Genomic DNA, 15,576 nt, shown 5'->3' with positions numbered 1-15,576 from the left:
GAAGGATCGGATGCCGAAACCGCGGTATCGATTCCCCTGCACGACATCAACGAAAGGAACGATCGCAATGACCGGATATGCCAACGAGACCAGAACCGTGAGCGAGGCCGTCAGCGGCGGCGGCCTGCTGGTGGTGGCACAATGGGAGGCCCGGGCCGGCGAAGCCGACCGCGTCGCCGAGATCCTGTCGCGCTTCCTGCCCGAGGCGCAGCGCGAGCCCGGCGCAAAACTGTTCCTGATCTCCCGCGCCAAGGACAACCCGGCGCAGTTCCTGTTCTACGAGCTGTTCCGCGACGAAGCCGCCTTCAAGGCCCACCAGGAGAGCGCCCACTTCAAGACCTACATCGCCGGCCAGGCCCTGCCGCTGCTGGCACGGCGCGAGCGGATGCAGTACGGGCTGATTTAGGGTGCTCGACCTAATAAGGCCAACATTGATCAGATAGTCCACAGGGCGGGTTACTAACCCGCCCCACTCGCCGCCACCTTAATCCTCCCTGTTAGTCCCGCTTTAATCGGGCAGCTTTGATTCTAAACCGGCTAAAAACGCCGCAGCCTCTGTTGCTGGCGCGGGGCCAACAAATCTTTCGTGCAAGATTATCCTCCCGCCGTCATTGGCCTGACGTGACAACTCACTGGCGTCTACACGCCTCCCAATACGAAACAACGCTGCTTCTGCGAGTGACAGCGCAAGCTTAGAGAATTTCTCTCGATACTCTGCGGAATATTTATCCCTGACCTCTCGCGCTTTTTCCTTAGAAGGATACTTATGTCCGGGATCATAAAAATCCTTTTCAAAATTCGCTTGGAAAGCATTGAGATCGTGCACCGTTGCACGCATCCGCGCCTTCAGGTCTCGGACTGACATATCTACGAACTCGCCGCTTGGCGGCTGAAAGTATCTTTCACCGCTACCGGCTCCAGGATTGATCACGATTGCGCCATCGTCTTTCCGCGTCACAACAAGGCCTGGCATATCAATCACTGAGCCCCCATCAGCCTTGCCAAGCTGAAAAGGCAGGTCATTTGGAATGACTGCGCCAGCCGCGTTTATTTTCGAATCGTTGGTTGCCTCTAAAATGGGGCCGTGCGGTTTCGTCGGAGGCTCGATTGGATTGGCGGGAACGTGAGGGGCAATCGCTGGAGTGCTTTCCGCAGTTTGGATGGGCTTTACGGGATTGTTTTCGACGACCTTCTCGGCAGAATGATCAGGATTGTTATGCCCTGGGAGGGGCGCTGCGATTTCTATCGGTTTTTCGGCAACGGACTTCTTGAAAGACTGCAGATACAAATGGCCAGATCCGCCAATACACAAGGCGCCGATTAGAAAGAGGGTTGCAGCACTAAAGGGCGGTTTCATTGAAGCGTCCAAGAATTCGCTTAGCAAAAGTACGATACCACTTGCCACACCGGCGTATGCGACCAACTTGGGTATCGTCGGAAAAGCCCATTGCAGGAATGGCAACAAGATGGTTGCGCCGAGAGCTAAGTAAAAGCCTTCCATAGAATCGGCCTCCCCAGATACATCCTACCCTTGGACGGGTCGCCGGAAGTATGTCGCGCCACTCTGATACCCTTACTCCCGCCCTGCACCAAAAAAAGGGTAGAAACACTATCCCGACATGAATTTAACAGATGTATCCCCAGAAGAGCTATTCCACCAATCACACACAAGCATTACGGTGACAGTCCACAAAACTTGAGCAAGGCCGAGCAAGCCCCGTTGCCGGGTGCGGCGCGCTCACGCCTCCTCCGCCGGCTTCGGCCCCCGCTTGGCCGGCTTGAGCACGCGCCCGGTCAGCTTCTCGATACGGGCGAGGAAGCGGTCGCTGCCGATCGGGCGGCCGATGCTCTCGGCGGCGCGCAGGCGCGCCAACAGAGCGTCCTCGTCCTCCGGTGGGGCGGACAGCAGGCCGGCCAAGTCCGGGAACATCCGCTTCACCGGCTCGCGCGCGGTGATGCCGTCGTCGCGGTCGCGCAGATGCGCGCGCGTGCTCGACCAGACCCAGTCCTGAGGGCGCGCCACCAGCCGCGCCCGCACCGGATTGAGACTGACATAGCGCAGCGCCGCCGTCAGATGCGTCTCGTCCATCGCTACCGCGCCGAACCGCCCCTGCCAGAAATGTCCGCTACGCCGGCGGCGTGCCTGGATGGTCCCGGCGTAGACGCGATGCACCCGCGACAGCGCCCGGCGCAGCCCGTCGGCATCCGACGGCACCAGGATGAGGTGCACGTGGTTCGGCATCAGACACCACGCCCACACCGCGACGTCAGCCGCCGCGCAATGGGTCGCGAGCAGGTCGCGGTACAGCGCGTAGTCGTCGTCCCCGAAAAAGGTCCGCGCGCGGCCGTTGCCGCGCTGGGTGACATGATGCGGCACACCGGGGATGACGACGCGAGCAAGACGGGCCATGCACCACCCTGCTCGCCCGAGTGATTTGCGTCAAGTTTGGTGCACTGTCACCGTGATTTCGTAATTTCAGTAATTCCAAACATTCAGCCAGGCAGATACCCAGAACGGCGGCGACGGTGACGGCGCACTCGCTTTCAGCGTTTGAGTTATGTCAAAGACAGCCAGAAATTGCGTGTCAGCCTATATACTGGCGGCGTATCCGTCGTCAGCGGTTCTTCAACATCAGGAGTTGACTATGGCTAGAAGCATTGCTGTCGGTCTTGTTATTCTCGCTGTCTCTACATCTGCGGCCTTGGCCGGTCATCGCACTCATCATCATGCAAGAGCCGCTGCGGTTCCGCAGGTCGGGTCGAGCGATAGTGATCGCGACGAATATGGGAATATGCGGGTTAATCCCGGAACTCCGGGCGTCAGTGGCAGCAACGCTGCCCTACATGCAAAAACTCACCGCGATTCCCGCTACAACCCCAAGAGTGACTACAACGCAAACGGGACCATGCGGGTTGATACCGGAACTCCTGGCGTGAGCGGCAGCAATGCTGACCTACATGCCAAAACTCACCGTGATAGCGGCTACAACCCCAAGAGTGACTACAACGCAGATGGGACCATCCGGGTGCATTAGTCGTTTCATCAGCCTGCGACCACATGATCGGCCCGGAGTCGAACAGCGCTCCGGGCCTTCACGTCCACAATAGAAGCTGCCTCGGGGCGAAGGCGTTTTGCCGGTCGCCCGCGAGTTCGGATTACGATATTACGGTGACAGTCCACAAAACTGATCCTGCCCTCTCCGCGTCCGCGCTCCCGCCTCCGCCGCCGGCTTCGGTCCGCGCTTCGCAGGTTTGGGCACGCGCCCGGTCAGCTTCTCGATCCGGGCGAGGAAGCGCTCGCTGCCGATGGTTCGGCATCAGGCACCACGCCCACACCTCAACGTCGGCCGCCGCGCAGTGGGTCGCGAGAAGGTCGCGGTACAGCGCGTAGTCGTCGTCCCCGAAAAAGGTCCGCGCGCGCCCGTTGCCTCGCTGGATGATATGATGCGGCAGACCGGGATGACGACACGGGCAAGACGGGCCATGCGCGGTCCTGCTCCGTTCGGGCGGCGCGCGTCAAGTTTAGTGCACTGTCACCGTAACTGCGAGATCGGGTTGGGTGGATCGCGGTCTGTCAGTTCTTGCTATTGGAAGGGACAGGCCGCGTCAGAGCACGCTATTAAGCGGCAAGGTCCGGCGCTGCGCTTCGCCTCGAGTTAAGCGCACTATCACCGCAATTCCCCATGCGCCTGTTAAAATCAGCGCCGCTGCAACGGCGTGACGTCGACCGTAGCGGCCAGCCAAGCGAGCATATCATCGACGTAGCTACGCGTTCGCTCTTCTATCTCGCGAACTTCTGCCTCTTCCCTACGCGCCTTCTTTATTGCCGTGGCGGTCTTTTTGGCTTCCAGAACTGAGTCTATGCCCGCGGCTCCAGCCGTCCCTTTCACAAACAGCCCTGCCACAGCCCGATTGTCCGCAGCTTTGTCTTCGATGTCAGCTAGATAGGACGGCATTCCCATGGCGACCTCCCACGAGCGCCCCGCGAATCTAGTCCGCACATTGTCAATTTTGAGGCTACTCGTCGAATCTCGCTGATCCGCCCTAGGCCCGTTCAGTCACTGGGCTTCAGTGCCAAAGCGGCTAATGGTGTTGGCGTGGCGTAAGCTGAACCAACCTCGCCTCCTATCGGTTCTCAAAAACCGACATAGTCTACAAAAGAGCCTGGATCAGGTGACAGTCCGGCACTGTCACCTAATCGGAGACGGTCTTGCCGGATTTCGCACTGCCAGGATCAAAGAACGCAGCCGTATGGTCGGCGTTGAGGTTTCAGTTGGACGCATGTGAATTCCATCACCACCCTAGCCCGTAGGGCGGATTAGCGAAGCGTAACCCGCCGACTTTTAGAGCCACTGATTTAGGCACGGGAACCCGTCAAGATCGAAATTGGGTGGAGAGCGGCTCTCCCTTTCCTAGCATGAAGGGGACGGGCCAACTTAAGAGACCGCTTCTCAGCGGCAAAGCCCGCTGAGCTATCTATCAGAGCGCACTATCGCCGCAACTGCGTGGAGAACAAAGCCCCCTAGCCGCCATCATCTCGTGCCCCCCCCCAGCCTGTGAGGCGCTGATCCTAAACGTTGCCGTCTAGGACAGGCTTGCAATTTCGGCGGGGCCGGTCGAACATCGGCTGTTATCAGCGAATAGATTGCCTACTGAATGCACATCCATCTCGCTCCACAGTCGGTCGAAGCACTGGCGATGGTGATCTCAGGCGGAGGCGGCAACGACCCCGCGCCACCAATTGGGATCTATCGATCGGGACCGAAGCTCGAATCCTTCATGCGCGGCTGCAACATCGCCATGAGCATTGGCAACGGGTCACGACTGCCCACCTTGATCGAGGCGATTGAACGAGCCAACCGCGTCGGCGACCAGACGATCCTCCGGAACATCATCGAGCGAGCGGCGGACCCTCGCGACTTCGCGTCCGACCCCGATAGGCTGCAGGCCGTCATCGAATACCTCAACGCACGGCTTTCCTTCGACGGGCTTGAGCTACAGCGTGTCGGGCGCCATGTCCGACTAGGGGCGCCAGGCAGGTCAGCCAGCGTTGTTGACGCTTTGGTCACCGCTGCGTCTGTCATTGATTTCGACACCGTGAACCGCGACCTCGAGCGGGCACTTGCGAGCGCCGAGAGCGATCCGGAGGACGCTGTAACGTCCGCCTGCTCGGTCATCGAGAGCGTCTGTCGTTCGGTGCTGATCGAGCTTGAACTACCTCTTCCACCCAAAAAGGATGTGCAAGGGCTCTATCAAGCGGTCCGCGAGCCTCTTGGTCTGACGCCTGATAAGCAGGGTGTCGCGGACGAGATTGCCAATGATGTACGTACAATCCTCGGCGGCCTCAACTCGGTGGTGAACGGTGTGGGCGCTCTCCGGACACACGGCGGGGATGCACACGGACGCGAAAGGGGCTACCGCAGAATCGATCCGCGCATTGCAAGGCTTGCGATTCATTCCGCAAGTACAGTCTCGCTATTTCTCGTGGAGACCTGGCAGAAGAAGTATCCTGCTAGGCAGCTCAAGCTACACTAATTGGAAACGGCCGAGATATCGGTCAGGGAATGGGGGAGGCGTAGCCGTGATCTCAAGGTCGAAGGGGAGCTAGAAGTTGCGGTGAGGCTGCACAAGACCGGCTAGCTGCTGGAGCAAATATCCACGAAGCTAAACCAACTCAGACATTTTGTGCAATGTCAGCGTAACGCCCGACCAGCTCGGCCAATCGCCCGTTGATCAACCAGCGCCATTCGGCGTACAACGCATTTGGAATCTGAATTCTGTTGGACAAGAATTCGGTGGCAGATCAGGCCTCTGCCGGTTAGAGGTCGGCCGCCCGTACAACGTTGTTCTTGGGACTGCACGATGGCCGTCGAGCGACTTCAGATCAATCCATCGGTCTTGACCTGGGCACGAAAGCGCGCCGGCCTCTCGCTCGACGAGGCTAAGCACTTCGGCCGCATTGACGAGTGGGAAAGCGGCGCATCGAGTCCGACTTATGCGCAGCTTGAAGGGCTCGCCTCAGGGCTGAAACTTCCGATATCGGTTTTCTTTTTTCCCGAGCCTCCCGATGTTCCTGATGTCAAGAAGTCGTTCCGAACGCTTCCCGACGCCGAACTGGAAAGCATTCCCAGCCGTGTGCGCCTGCTCGTCAGCAAGGCCACGGCGTTTCAACTCAACTTGGCTGAATTGACGGGTTCTAAGAACCCCGCAGAACGGCAGATCATTCGAGACCTAAGACTTAGCATCAAGGACAATATCGCCACCACCGCCGAAAAGGTTCGCGATTACCTTGGCTTATCTCTGGAAGCTCAGCAACAATTCAAAACCGACGACGACGCGCTGAAGGCTTGGCGCGACGCATTCCAAGCTGTCGGTGTCTTCGTCTTCAAGGACGCTTTCAGAACAGATGACTTCTCTGGCTTCTGTCTCTACGACGAAATATTCCCGCTGATCTACGTTAACAACAGCTCCACTAAAACGAGGCAGATATTCACTCTGTTCCACGAGCTTGCGCACCTGCTATTTCAGACCAGCGGCATCGATACGCTTAGCAGCGACTATATCGACCGGATCGGAGGCGATCAAAAAGCAATTGAAGTTTTCTGCAATGCGTTTGCTGCGGAATTTCTCTTGCCTGAAAAGGAGCTTGCGCAAGCTATGAAAGGTCGCAAGCACGACGAGGCAACCGCTACCGAACTCGCGAACCGCTTTCATGTCAGCCGAGAAGTGATTTTTCGTCGTTTTCTCGATCAGGGCAAGATCACGCAGCAAACCTACCGCGAGGCGACTACTCGCTGGGCACAGCAGCGTGGCGGTGCAGGCGCTCCGGGCGGCGATTACTTCTGGACCAAACTTGCTTACCTCGGCCGCGACTACGTTTCTCTAGCGCTAGATGAGTATCGACGAAATCGCATTAGCGAAACGCAGCTAGCCAACTTCCTCGACGTCAAACCCAAAAGCCTTGCAGGTCTTGAAGAACATTTCGAACGCGGCGCATTATAATGTATGTGTTCGACAACTCGCCTTTCTCGGCTCTGTTTCGGAACTATTACCGAAAGCAATTCCCATCGCTTTGGACTAAGTTCGACCAGATGATCGCGAACAAGTTGATCATATCCACGCGTGAAGTCTTGCGCGAGATTGAGGACGGTTCGCTTGCCGACCTCGCGGACTGGGCGAAGCAGAACCAAGACATCTTTCCCACGCCCACCAACGACGAAGGTCAGTTCGTAACGAAGATATTTTCCGTTCCCCATTTCCAAGCGAACATCGAGAGGCAAAAATTCTATAAGGGCGGTCGGAATGCCGATCCGTTCGTGATCGCCAAAGCCGGCACCGACGGCTTAACAGTAGTCACGATGGAGAAATTCAAAAAGGGGGCCGCTAAGATCCCGAACATCTGCGATCATTTCAAGGTGCCGTGCTTCACGCTTGAGGATTTCATGGCCGCCGAAGGCTGGACTTTCTGAAACCAGAGCTCCGCGCTGAAAAACTTATTTCGTGAATGAATCCAACTCAGAACGTTAAACCGCCCCCTTATGGCGAAATTTTCCTTTCGCTTTTACAGAAATCATGTATAACTTCACCCATCCTGCCTCACCGAGAGGGGCGTACGCGCGGTCGTCACGATACGTGGGGTGGGGATGCGGTGGCCGTGTCGGGTCGCAGCGTGACCTCGCGTCATGCCGACGAACGATGTCGACGCGGACGTGAAATCGTGTGGGCCTGGCCTCCCGGTGCTGAGGCCAAGCGGGTCGTGCCCCTTGCGGGGCGGGCCAGCGACGGGGACAAGAACGCCGATCCCCGGGGCGAGCACGTATAAGCGTTAAGACCGCCGCGCAGGGAATGCCGGATGTTCGGCTGAACCTGTGGTACCTGCCGCCTGCATTTTTTTCGCAGGCGGGCCATGGGTGAGGCCTTCACCCGGCATTCCCTGCGCCCTCTCGATTGGTTCGAAGGGCGATGCCGATGGCATCACTCGGGCGGAGCACGCCGCGGGAATGTGAACGTGCGTCTGCGGACGGAGGTGGATGCGATGAGGTCAGCTCTCTCCACGTCATTCCGGGGCATCGCGCAGCGATGAGCCCGGAATCCATAGCCACAGGCCGATGTTGTTGGAGCGGGATGGAGCTGCCGGCCTGCCCCACACATCGGCCTGTGGTTATGGATTCCGGGCTCGCCCTGCGGGCGCCCCGGAATGACGTGGGGAGAGAGCGTCAACGCTCGCTGCACCGGCGTTGCGGCGCAAGGCGATCGACGATTGGCGCGCGTGAGGCTCGCGAGATCGCGGGCGAAAGATGAGAATCTCCTGCCCGCCCGCGCCCTTTTCAGAACCGCGGCAGATCCGGAAACGCCAGCTTGCCGCCATGGACGTGCATCCGCCCGAGCTCGGCGCAGCGGTGCAAGGTGGGAAACACCTTGCCGGGGTTGAGCAGCCCCTGGCTGTCGAAGGCGCACTTCACGCGCTGCTGCTGGTTGAGGTCGATCTCGGAAAACATCTCCGGCATCAGGTCGCGCTTCTCGATGCCGACGCCGTGCTCGCCGGTCAGGACGCCGCCGAGCTCGACGCAGCAGCGCAGGATGTCGGCGCCGAACGCCTCGGCGCGCTCCATCTCGCCCGGCTTGTTGGCATCGTAGAGGATCAGCGGATGCAGATTGCCGTCACCGGCGTGGAACACGTTGGCGCAGCCGAGCTGGTACTTCTCCGACAGCTCGCGGATGCGCGCGAGCGCCTTCGGCAGCGCGCCGCGCGGGATGGTGCCGTCCATGCAGAGATAGTCCGGCGAGATGCGGCCGACGGCGGGGAAAGCCGCCTTGCGGCCGGCCCAGAACAGGTTGCGCTCGGCCTCGGAGGTCGAGATGCGGCAGGTGGTCGAGCCGCAACCGTTCGCGATCGCCTCGACGCGGCCGATCAGCTCGTCGACCTCGACGCCGGGGCCGTCGAGCTCGATGATCAGCAGCGCCTCGACGTCGAGCGGATAGCCGGCATGGACGAAGGCCTCGGCGGCATGGATCGCCGGCCTGTCCATCATCTCCATGCCGCCGGGGATGATGCCGGCGCCGATGATGCGGGCGACGCATTCGCCGGCGGCCTCGACCTCGGCGAAGCCGACCATCAGCGCGCGCGCCGTCTCCGGCTTCTGCAGGATGCGCACGGTGACCTCGGTGACGACGCCGAGCAGGCCTTCCGAGCCGGTGATCAGGCCCATCAGGTCGTAGCCGGCGTTCTCGGTGCACTTGCCTCCGATGCGCAGCACCTCGCCGGTCATCAGCACGATCTCGCAGCCGAGCACGTTGTTGGTGGTCATGCCGTATTTCAGGCAGTGCACGCCGCCGGAATTCTCCGCGACATTGCCGCCGATCGAGCAGGCGATCTGCGACGACGGGTCGGGCGCGTAGTAGAAGCCGGCATGCGCCACCGCCTGGCTGATGGCGAGGTTGGTGACGCCGGGCTCGGTGACGACGACGCGGTTGTCGAAATCGATCTCGCGGATGCGCTTGAACTTGCCGAGGCCGAGCAGCACGCCGTCGGCCAGCGGCAGCGCGCCGCCGGACAGCGACGTTCCCGAGCCGCGCGGGACCACCTTGATGCCCTGCTCGTGGCAATATTTCAGCACCCGCGACACCTGCGTGGTGGTCTCCGGCAGCACCACGACCATCGGCGGCTGGCGATAGGCCATCAAGCCATCGGACTCGTAGGGCAGCATCTCGGCGGCGCTGTCGATGACGCCTTCGCCCGGCACGATTGCTCGCAGTGCAGCAACGATCTCGCCACGGCGCGCCAACACCGCTTGATCTGCCTCCGGCATCATGATCGCCATCGCGTTCCTCCGGCCTCGATTTTGCCCCGGCCTATCAATCACAACGGAAACCGTTTGGATAGGCAGCGGATCCGCATCGAAGTTTGCGGCAGAGCAACAAGCTCAGCCATTATGCTGATTTGCCTCAGCGCATCCCCGCTTGTGCCTCGCCTGAGGCCATGCCACAACCTGCGCGCAAACTCGTCTCGTAACCCACAGAGCCTGATCCATGAAGAAAATGACTTTGAGCGCGCTCGTCATCCTCGCCTCGTCGTCGCTGGCGTCTGCCGCGCTGGCGCAGGATGCGGCCGCCGGCAAGACGTCCTTCAACAAGTGCCTGCCCTGCCATTCGATCGGCGAGGGCGCGAAGAACAAGGTCGGCCCGGAGCTGAACGGCCTCGACGGCCGCAAGTCGGGCAGCGCGCCGGACTACAACTATTCGGAAGCCAACAAGAATTCGGGCATTACCTGGAACGAGGCGGTCTTCAAGGAATACATCAAGGATCCGAAGGCCAAGATTCCCGGCACCAAGATGACCTTCGCCGGCATCAAGAACGAGACCGAGATCAACAACCTCTGGGCCTATGTGTCGTCGTTCGACAAGGACGGCAAGCAGAAGCAGTAAGCGGCCGCCGGCCGACCCGTCAGCTCGCCTGCAAAGCCCCGGCCGACCGCCGGGGCTTTTTTGCATCACGGCGCCACGGCATCGGCCGTGGCGACGGCCGCGACGATGCGGTCGACCTCGCCGGCCACCAGTTCCGGCACCGCGTTCTGGACCATGTGCCCGAGCTCGGGCAGCACGATCAGCCGGCTGTGCGGCACGACCTGGGCGAGCGGGCGGGCATGGATGTCGGTATAGACCGTCCGGTCGGCCTCGCCCGCCACGATCGTGACCGGGACCTTGATCTCGCCATAGCGCGGCGCCTGCTCGATCACGGCCTGCTTCAGGGTGACGAGATCGCGCGCATTGGCGATGAACTCGCGCGGGCGCAGCAGCAGCGGCGTCGCGGTCCGGTCGACGAAATCGTCCGGCATGGCCTGCGGCGCGAACACGCCGCGGGCGCCGGGCGCCATCAGCGCCAGACCGAGCGGCAGCGTGATCGTATGCGCCAGCAATGGCCCGACCACCGGCGTGGTGACGGCCTCGTTGTAGCGCCCGACCCCGCCTCGCCAGGGATACGCGACCGGCGCCAGCATCACGAGGCCCGCGACCCGGTCGGGGAAATCGAGCGCCATGCGCAGGCCGAGCGCGCCACTCCAGGAATGCACCACCAGGACGACCTGGCCGACCCCGAGCCGCGCCAGCGCCTCATCCAGCATGCGGGCCTGAGCGGCGGGCGTGGAATCCTCGGGCCTGAGACGCGGGCTCCAGCCGTGGCCGGGACGGTCGACCAGCAGCACCCGGTGGCGCTGCGCGAGCAGGTCGCCGAGCGGCCTGCGCATCGCCTCGAGGTTCGAGCTGGCGCCGTGGAGCAGCAACAGTGGCGGCTTTTCGCTGTCGCGGGGCCCGATATCCACAAGATTGATCGTCGCACCCTCGACATTGATGGCCTGCCCTTGCGCCGGGTAACGGCGCTCGAGCACCGCCACGCCGGCGCGCGTGAGCACCGCCAGGAGCGCCAAAGTGCCCACCAAGAACATTGAAATCATTGATAGTTTTCTGCCTGTCACAGTGACAGTTACGGTGCAGATCCGCGGGAGTTGCAGATCCGGCCGCGTTGTCTCGTCGTTTCGCCCGGGAATCCTGTCATCACCGCGTCGTCGGCCATTTTATAACCATGGTCGGGACTTTTCCTCGCAATCGGCTGATGGCCGTGAATTACTTCCGGTCGGGTCATTGCGTGGTCTGAGCACGATGACCGGCCCTGAGTTTAGTTTGGTGTTTTGGGAGGGGGTTACCGATGAGTGTTCGTTCGAGCGAGACGGCTATCGACGAGATCGTCGCGAGCTGCAATGGCGATCTCCGTGGCGCGCTGAAGGCGCTGCTGCTGGTCAACGAGCACCTCGAGGCCGAGATCGCGCAGCTTTATGCCGCGGCTGCCCAGTACGGCCTGCCGGACCGCCGCAGCACCGCGTTCCACTGAGCGATCCGACCGGGCGACGATCAGTCCTCGGCTGTGATGTCCTTGTTCGGGCAGGCGTTGATCGTGGAGCGCGCGAGCTTGGCGTCGTCCAGCGACTTAAAGGGGCCGGACGCGAACCAGATGTCGCCCATGGTGGGGGTGACGACCGGATTGCTGGTCACGATCTCGCAGCGATTGGTGGCGCGGTTGCCGACCACCCAGAACATGTCTTCGGCCCACGCGGCCGTGGCCGCCGTGATCACCAGCGCTGCCGCCAGCACCGCACGCGTCATTGCGCCTCTCCTGCCGACAAATCTCGCTCAAGCGACACGTGGGGTTGCGCGGTCCCGCCAGCAAGAGCGGCGCTCAGCACATGGTTAACGGCAGGTGCGGCGTCAGATGTCGCGGCCTTCGACCTTTTCGGTCAGCGTCTTGACCAGCTCCGGCACCTTGTCCAGATGCGGATTGACCTCGAGCGCCTTGCGGAACGCGTCCAGCGCCCGCTTTTCCTCGCCGAGATCCTGCATGATCATGCCGAGACCTGCGAGCGCGCCGAAGTGCCGCGGCTCACGCAGCAGGACCTGCTGGATGTCGGCCAGCGAGCGGCCGTAATCGTTCTGGAGGTAATAGATCGTCGCGCGACGGTTCCAGGCCTCGACATAATCGGGCCGCAGCTTGATGACCGAATCGAGCAGCTTGAGCGCGACTTCGTTCTGCTTCGCGTCCATCGCCGCCTTGGACCGCGCCATCAGCAGGGCAACGGTATCGCTGGGGGTCTGCAGCCAGATCGCCCAGATCCGCGCCTCGACGTGCTTGGCGCTGATATCGTCCGGCGCGGCCTTCAGGGCGCCGAACAGGAAATCGAGGCCCTTGGTCTTGTCGGCCCCGACCTTTGGCAGCTTGGCGGGCGCCTCGGGCGGCTTCGGCTTGGGAGCCGCACGCGGCTCGCCCTGCGCTTGCGCAAGGTGCGGTATGGAAATGACGGCGGCGAGCAGGACCGCCTGGAAAGTTCGCTTTGCCATGCGCGGAGTGTAGACGCAGTCCGCGCGTCCTGCAAAGCAGCACACGCGTCAAACGCCTGTGAGCGGACTGGCGACCGCGGCCGGATCAGCCTCGTTCGATCAACCCTGGCGGGCCTTGAAGCGGCGCTGGACCTTGTTGATCACGTAGACGCGGCCCTTGCGGCGGACCAGACGGTTGGCACGGTGGCGGCCACGCAGCGACTTCAGCGAGTTACGGACCTTCATGGGACATCCTGATACGTTGAAAGGCCGTGTTGGACAGGCCGGAAGTGGCAAACAGTGAGGTGGCAAATAGAAAAGGAGTTCCGCAAGCGACCAAGCCGCCCGGATTGGCCGGTTTCTAACCACCGGCCCGCCGGATGTCAATCATGGCGGCGCCGGACTTCAACAGAAGCTGCCGGCCAGCAGCCCGCCGATCCAACTTGGCGATTGCCAAATTCGTTATATCCTATAATCAATTTCTCAAAGCCAAGAACCAACCCCGGGAACGCCCATGCCCAAGCTCGCTCTGCCCAAGATCGACGACGTCGTCGCCATCGACATCCATACCCATGCCGAGGAGCCCTGCGGCATGCATGCAGATGACGGCTACGACGATTTCCAGGCCCAGATGGCCGACTACTTCAAGTCGCCGCACAAGCACCCGCCGACGGTGCCGGAGACGGCCGCCTATTATCGTTCCAAGAACATCGCCGCGGTGATCTTCCCGGTCGACGCCGAGCGCGAGACCGGCTTCCGGCGCTACAACAATTACGAGATGCTCGAGGTCGCCTCCGACCATCTCGATGTGCTGATCCCCTTCGTCAGCATCGATCCGCACAAGGGCAAGCTCGGCGTCCGCGAGGCGCGCAAGCTGATCGAGGAGTATGGCGTCCGCGGCTTCAAGTTCCACCCGACCATGCAGGGCTTCTACGCCAACGACCGCCTCGCCTATCCGCTGTACGAGGCGATCAACGACGGCGGCGCGATTGCGCTGTTCCACACCGGCCAGACCGGCGTCGGCTCGGGCATGCCGGGGGGCATGGGGATGCGGCTGAAGTACTCGAACCCGATGTACATGGACGACGTCGCGGCCGATTTCCCCGATCTCAAGATCATCCTCGCCCATCCCTCCTTCCCCTGGCAGGAGGAGGCGCTGTCGGTGGCGACCCACAAGCCCAACGTCTACATCGACCTCTCGGGCTGGTCGCCGAAATACTTCCCGCCGATCCTGGTCCGCTACATCAACTCGATCCTGCAGGACAAGATGCTGTTCGGCTCGGACTGGCCGGTGATCACCCCTGACCGTTGGCTCGCCGATTTCGCCAAGCTCGACATCCGCGACGAGATCCGGCCGAAGGTGTTGAAGGCCAACGCGCGCAGGCTGCTCGGGATCTGACATCGTCCGGTCCGCAAGGATCGTGCTAGTCTACGCAGGCGCGGTGACCCATTAGTCATTGCGCCTGTTCAAGGTGGTCAGGTGAGCGCCATGCCGTTCAAAGCTGTCGTCTTCGACGCCTATGGCACGCTGTACGATATCCAGTCGGTGGCGGCGGTCACCGAGCAGGCCTTTCCCGGCCACGGCGACATCATCACCCAGATCTGGCGCATCAAGCAGCTCGAATACACCTGGCTGCGCTCGCTGATGCAGCGCTACGAGGATTTTTCGGTCGTCACCCGCGAGTCGCTGCTCTATGCGCTGCGCGTTCTCGGCCTGCAGGCCGATGCGATCACACGCGATCGCATCATCGCCAAATATCTCGATCTCGATCCCTACCCTGATGCACGCGCCGCGCTCGCCGCGATGAAGGACCGCCGGCTCGCGATCCTCTCCAACGGCAGCCCCGCGATGCTCGATGGCCTGGTGAAGGCCAGCGCCTTCGACACGCTGCTCGATGCCGTCATCAGCGTCGATGCCCACACGATCTTCAAGCCGAGCCCGCAGGCCTATGCGCTGATCGAGGAGACACTCGGGCTTGCACCTGCCGAGGTGCTGTTCGTGTCCTCCAATCCCTGGGACGTCTGCGGCGCCAAGGCGTTCGGCCTCAACGTTGCCTGGATCGAGCGCGTCACTCCCGAGGCCATGGCGGCCGCCTGCAACAAGACCGATCTCGTGTCCCCGCTCACGATGTTCAAGGCGCTGCGCACCCAGATGGACGAGTTGGGTTTTGCGCCCGATTATCGTATTGCTGCGCTCTCCGAATTGCCTGAGATCGTCAACACGCATGAGCCTTGAATCCGTCCGCGCCTTCTTCGCTGAAAAAGCCCCCGACATCGACGTCCTCGTCTCCAGCCAGAGCTCCGCAACCGTGGCGCTCGCGGCGGAAGCCTATGGCGTGGAGCCGGCCCGCATCGCCAAGACGCTGTCGTTGCGCGTCGGCGACCGCGTCATCCTGATCGTCGCTGCCGGGAACGCCCGCATGGACAACAAGAAGGTCAAGGCGCAGTTCGGCGGCAAGCCGAAGATGCTGGGTCTCGACGAGGTCGCCGACATCACGGGGCACGAGGTCGGCGGCGTCTGCCCGTTCGGGCTGAAGTCGCCGCTGCCGGTGTATTGCGATCTGTCGCTGAAGGCCTTCGACATCGTCGTGCCCGCGGCGGGCTCGACCCACAGCGCGGTGAAGATCACGCCGGATCGCATGGCCGAGTTGACAGAAGCGGCATGGGTCGACGTCTGCGAGGTGCAGTCCTGATCGGCTGAGATCGGCGGGC

At 61.7% G+C, this 15,576-nt stretch carries 17 protein-coding genes; 9 read left to right on the top strand and 8 right to left on the bottom strand.

Annotated elements, in window-relative coordinates:
- The first annotated feature begins 67 nt into the window (after positions 1-67).
- Positions 68-406 (top strand): putative quinol monooxygenase, encoded by a 339-nt coding sequence (locus tag QX128_RS04975; RefSeq protein ID WP_316236833.1) that lies wholly within the window; start codon positions 68-70, stop codon positions 404-406.
- A gap of 102 nt (positions 407-508) precedes the next feature.
- On the opposite strand, the gene QX128_RS04970 is transcribed toward QX128_RS04975, so the two are convergent.
- The 3 genes from QX128_RS04970 to QX128_RS04960 all read right to left on the bottom strand — a co-directional run bounded on the left by QX128_RS04970 (position 509) and on the right by QX128_RS04960 (position 3,962).
- Positions 509-1,501 carry a hypothetical protein gene (locus QX128_RS04970; RefSeq protein ID WP_316236832.1) on the bottom strand — a complete coding sequence of 331 codons (993 nt, stop codon included), beginning with the start codon at positions 1,499-1,501 and terminating at the stop codon, positions 509-511.
- 237 nt (positions 1,502-1,738) lie between these two features.
- Positions 1,739-2,410 (bottom strand): transposase, encoded by a 672-nt coding sequence (locus tag QX128_RS04965; RefSeq protein ID WP_316179500.1) that lies wholly within the window; start codon positions 2,408-2,410, stop codon positions 1,739-1,741.
- A 1,288-nt stretch (positions 2,411-3,698) separates the two neighbouring features.
- On the bottom strand, positions 3,699-3,962 hold the full coding sequence (locus QX128_RS04960; protein WP_316179504.1) for a hypothetical protein: 264 nt from the start codon (positions 3,960-3,962) through the stop codon (positions 3,699-3,701).
- Between the two features lie 694 nt (positions 3,963-4,656).
- Between QX128_RS04960 and QX128_RS04955 the strand changes: the two genes are divergently transcribed.
- The 3 genes from QX128_RS04955 (at position 4,657) to QX128_RS04945 (ending at position 7,469) form a co-directional block, all read left to right on the top strand.
- Positions 4,657-5,535 (top strand): abortive infection family protein, encoded by an 879-nt coding sequence (locus tag QX128_RS04955; RefSeq protein WP_316179505.1) that lies wholly within the window; start codon positions 4,657-4,659, stop codon positions 5,533-5,535.
- Between the two features lie 327 nt (positions 5,536-5,862).
- Positions 5,863-7,002, top strand: a complete 1,140-nt coding sequence (locus QX128_RS04950) for an ImmA/IrrE family metallo-endopeptidase (protein WP_316179507.1) — start codon at positions 5,863-5,865, stop codon at positions 7,000-7,002.
- A complete protein-coding gene (locus QX128_RS04945; RefSeq protein WP_316179509.1) occupies positions 7,002-7,469 on the top strand; it encodes a PIN domain-containing protein in 468 nt (155 codons plus the stop codon). The genes QX128_RS04950 and QX128_RS04945 overlap by 1 nt, the downstream gene beginning before the upstream one ends.
- Before the next feature lie 858 nt (positions 7,470-8,327).
- Here the strand turns inward: QX128_RS04945 and QX128_RS04940 are convergent.
- A complete protein-coding gene (locus QX128_RS04940; RefSeq protein ID WP_316236831.1) occupies positions 8,328-9,821 on the bottom strand; it encodes an FAD-linked oxidase C-terminal domain-containing protein in 1,494 nt (497 codons plus the stop codon).
- Positions 9,822-10,029: 208 nt separating this feature from the next.
- Here QX128_RS04940 and cycA point away from each other — a divergent pair, with 208 nt between their 5' ends.
- The gene (gene cycA / locus QX128_RS04935) at positions 10,030-10,425 is read left to right on the top strand and encodes a cytochrome c-550 CycA (RefSeq protein WP_315801889.1); all 396 of its coding nucleotides are present in this window, start codon (positions 10,030-10,032) and stop codon (positions 10,423-10,425) included.
- A 65-nt stretch (positions 10,426-10,490) separates the two neighbouring features.
- Here the strand turns inward: cycA and QX128_RS04930 are convergent, their stop codons facing one another.
- Positions 10,491-11,450, bottom strand: coding sequence for an alpha/beta hydrolase (locus tag QX128_RS04930; RefSeq protein WP_316236830.1), 960 nt, complete (start codon positions 11,448-11,450; stop codon positions 10,491-10,493).
- 251 nt (positions 11,451-11,701) lie between these two features.
- Here QX128_RS04930 and QX128_RS04925 point away from each other — a divergent pair, with 251 nt between their 5' ends.
- Entirely contained in the window at positions 11,702-11,884 is a 183-nt protein-coding gene (locus QX128_RS04925; protein WP_015669379.1) for a hypothetical protein, read from the top strand.
- 20 nt (positions 11,885-11,904) lie between these two features.
- On the opposite strand, the gene QX128_RS04920 is transcribed toward QX128_RS04925, so the two are convergent.
- From QX128_RS04920 to ykgO, 3 genes are all read right to left on the bottom strand, one after another.
- Entirely contained in the window at positions 11,905-12,156 is a 252-nt protein-coding gene (locus QX128_RS04920; RefSeq protein ID WP_315801887.1) for a hypothetical protein, read from the bottom strand.
- 102 nt (positions 12,157-12,258) lie between these two features.
- Positions 12,259-12,885 carry a tetratricopeptide repeat protein gene (locus QX128_RS04915; protein ID WP_316236829.1) on the bottom strand — a complete coding sequence of 209 codons (627 nt, stop codon included), beginning with the start codon at positions 12,883-12,885 and terminating at the stop codon, positions 12,259-12,261.
- Between the two features lie 99 nt (positions 12,886-12,984).
- Complete coding sequence (ykgO, locus tag QX128_RS04910; RefSeq protein WP_006611362.1) at positions 12,985-13,110, bottom strand: type B 50S ribosomal protein L36; 126 nt, start codon at positions 13,108-13,110, stop codon at positions 12,985-12,987.
- A gap of 268 nt (positions 13,111-13,378) precedes the next feature.
- Here ykgO and QX128_RS04905 point away from each other — a divergent pair, with 268 nt between their 5' ends.
- From QX128_RS04905 to QX128_RS04895, 3 genes are all read left to right on the top strand, one after another.
- Entirely contained in the window at positions 13,379-14,263 is an 885-nt protein-coding gene (locus tag QX128_RS04905; protein WP_315801885.1) for an amidohydrolase family protein, read from the top strand.
- A gap of 90 nt (positions 14,264-14,353) precedes the next feature.
- Positions 14,354-15,100 carry a haloacid dehalogenase type II gene (locus QX128_RS04900; protein WP_316236828.1) on the top strand — a complete coding sequence of 249 codons (747 nt, stop codon included), beginning with the start codon at positions 14,354-14,356 and terminating at the stop codon, positions 15,098-15,100.
- Positions 15,090-15,557: a YbaK/EbsC family protein gene (locus QX128_RS04895; protein ID WP_316236827.1), complete on the top strand. Its 468-nt coding sequence runs from the start codon at positions 15,090-15,092 to the stop codon at positions 15,555-15,557. Before QX128_RS04900 ends, QX128_RS04895 begins: the two co-directional genes overlap by 11 nt.
- Positions 15,558-15,576: the final 19 nt, after the last annotated feature.

It is taken from the genome of Bradyrhizobium sp. SZCCHNR1015 (assembly GCF_032489875.1).
In the GTDB taxonomy this organism is placed as follows: domain Bacteria; phylum Pseudomonadota; class Alphaproteobacteria; order Rhizobiales; family Xanthobacteraceae; genus Bradyrhizobium.
The sequence above is the reverse complement of the archived record's forward strand: the minus strand, read 5'-3'. Positions and strand labels throughout refer to the sequence as shown.

Excerpts from the sequence above, each read along its gene's own strand:
- QX128_RS04960 (WP_316179504.1), bottom strand. The coding sequence starts at position 3,962 with ATGGGAATGCCGTCCTATCTAGCTGACATCGAAGACAAAGCTGCGGAC.
- QX128_RS04900 (WP_316236828.1), top strand. The coding sequence starts at position 14,354 with ATGCCGTTCAAAGCTGTCGTCTTCGACGCCTATGGCACGCTGTACGAT.
- ykgO (WP_006611362.1), bottom strand. The coding sequence starts at position 13,110 with ATGAAGGTCCGTAACTCGCTGAAGTCGCTGCGTGGCCGCCACCGTGCC.
- QX128_RS04905 (WP_315801885.1), top strand. The coding sequence starts at position 13,379 with ATGCCCAAGCTCGCTCTGCCCAAGATCGACGACGTCGTCGCCATCGAC.
- QX128_RS04965 (WP_316179500.1), bottom strand. The coding sequence starts at position 2,410 with ATGGCCCGTCTTGCTCGCGTCGTCATCCCCGGTGTGCCGCATCATGTC.
- QX128_RS04945 (WP_316179509.1), top strand. The coding sequence starts at position 7,002 with ATGTATGTGTTCGACAACTCGCCTTTCTCGGCTCTGTTTCGGAACTAT.
- QX128_RS04925 (WP_015669379.1), top strand. The coding sequence starts at position 11,702 with ATGAGTGTTCGTTCGAGCGAGACGGCTATCGACGAGATCGTCGCGAGC.
- QX128_RS04950 (WP_316179507.1), top strand. The coding sequence starts at position 5,863 with ATGGCCGTCGAGCGACTTCAGATCAATCCATCGGTCTTGACCTGGGCA.
- QX128_RS04975 (WP_316236833.1), top strand. The coding sequence starts at position 68 with ATGACCGGATATGCCAACGAGACCAGAACCGTGAGCGAGGCCGTCAGC.
- QX128_RS04930 (WP_316236830.1), bottom strand. The coding sequence starts at position 11,450 with ATGATTTCAATGTTCTTGGTGGGCACTTTGGCGCTCCTGGCGGTGCTC.
- QX128_RS04940 (WP_316236831.1), bottom strand. The coding sequence starts at position 9,821 with ATGGCGATCATGATGCCGGAGGCAGATCAAGCGGTGTTGGCGCGCCGT.
- QX128_RS04955 (WP_316179505.1), top strand. The coding sequence starts at position 4,657 with ATGCACATCCATCTCGCTCCACAGTCGGTCGAAGCACTGGCGATGGTG.
- QX128_RS04915 (WP_316236829.1), bottom strand. The coding sequence starts at position 12,885 with ATGGCAAAGCGAACTTTCCAGGCGGTCCTGCTCGCCGCCGTCATTTCC.
- cycA (WP_315801889.1), top strand. The coding sequence starts at position 10,030 with ATGAAGAAAATGACTTTGAGCGCGCTCGTCATCCTCGCCTCGTCGTCG.
- QX128_RS04920 (WP_315801887.1), bottom strand. The coding sequence starts at position 12,156 with ATGACGCGTGCGGTGCTGGCGGCAGCGCTGGTGATCACGGCGGCCACG.
- QX128_RS04895 (WP_316236827.1), top strand. The coding sequence starts at position 15,090 with ATGAGCCTTGAATCCGTCCGCGCCTTCTTCGCTGAAAAAGCCCCCGAC.
- QX128_RS04970 (WP_316236832.1), bottom strand. The coding sequence starts at position 1,501 with ATGGAAGGCTTTTACTTAGCTCTCGGCGCAACCATCTTGTTGCCATTC.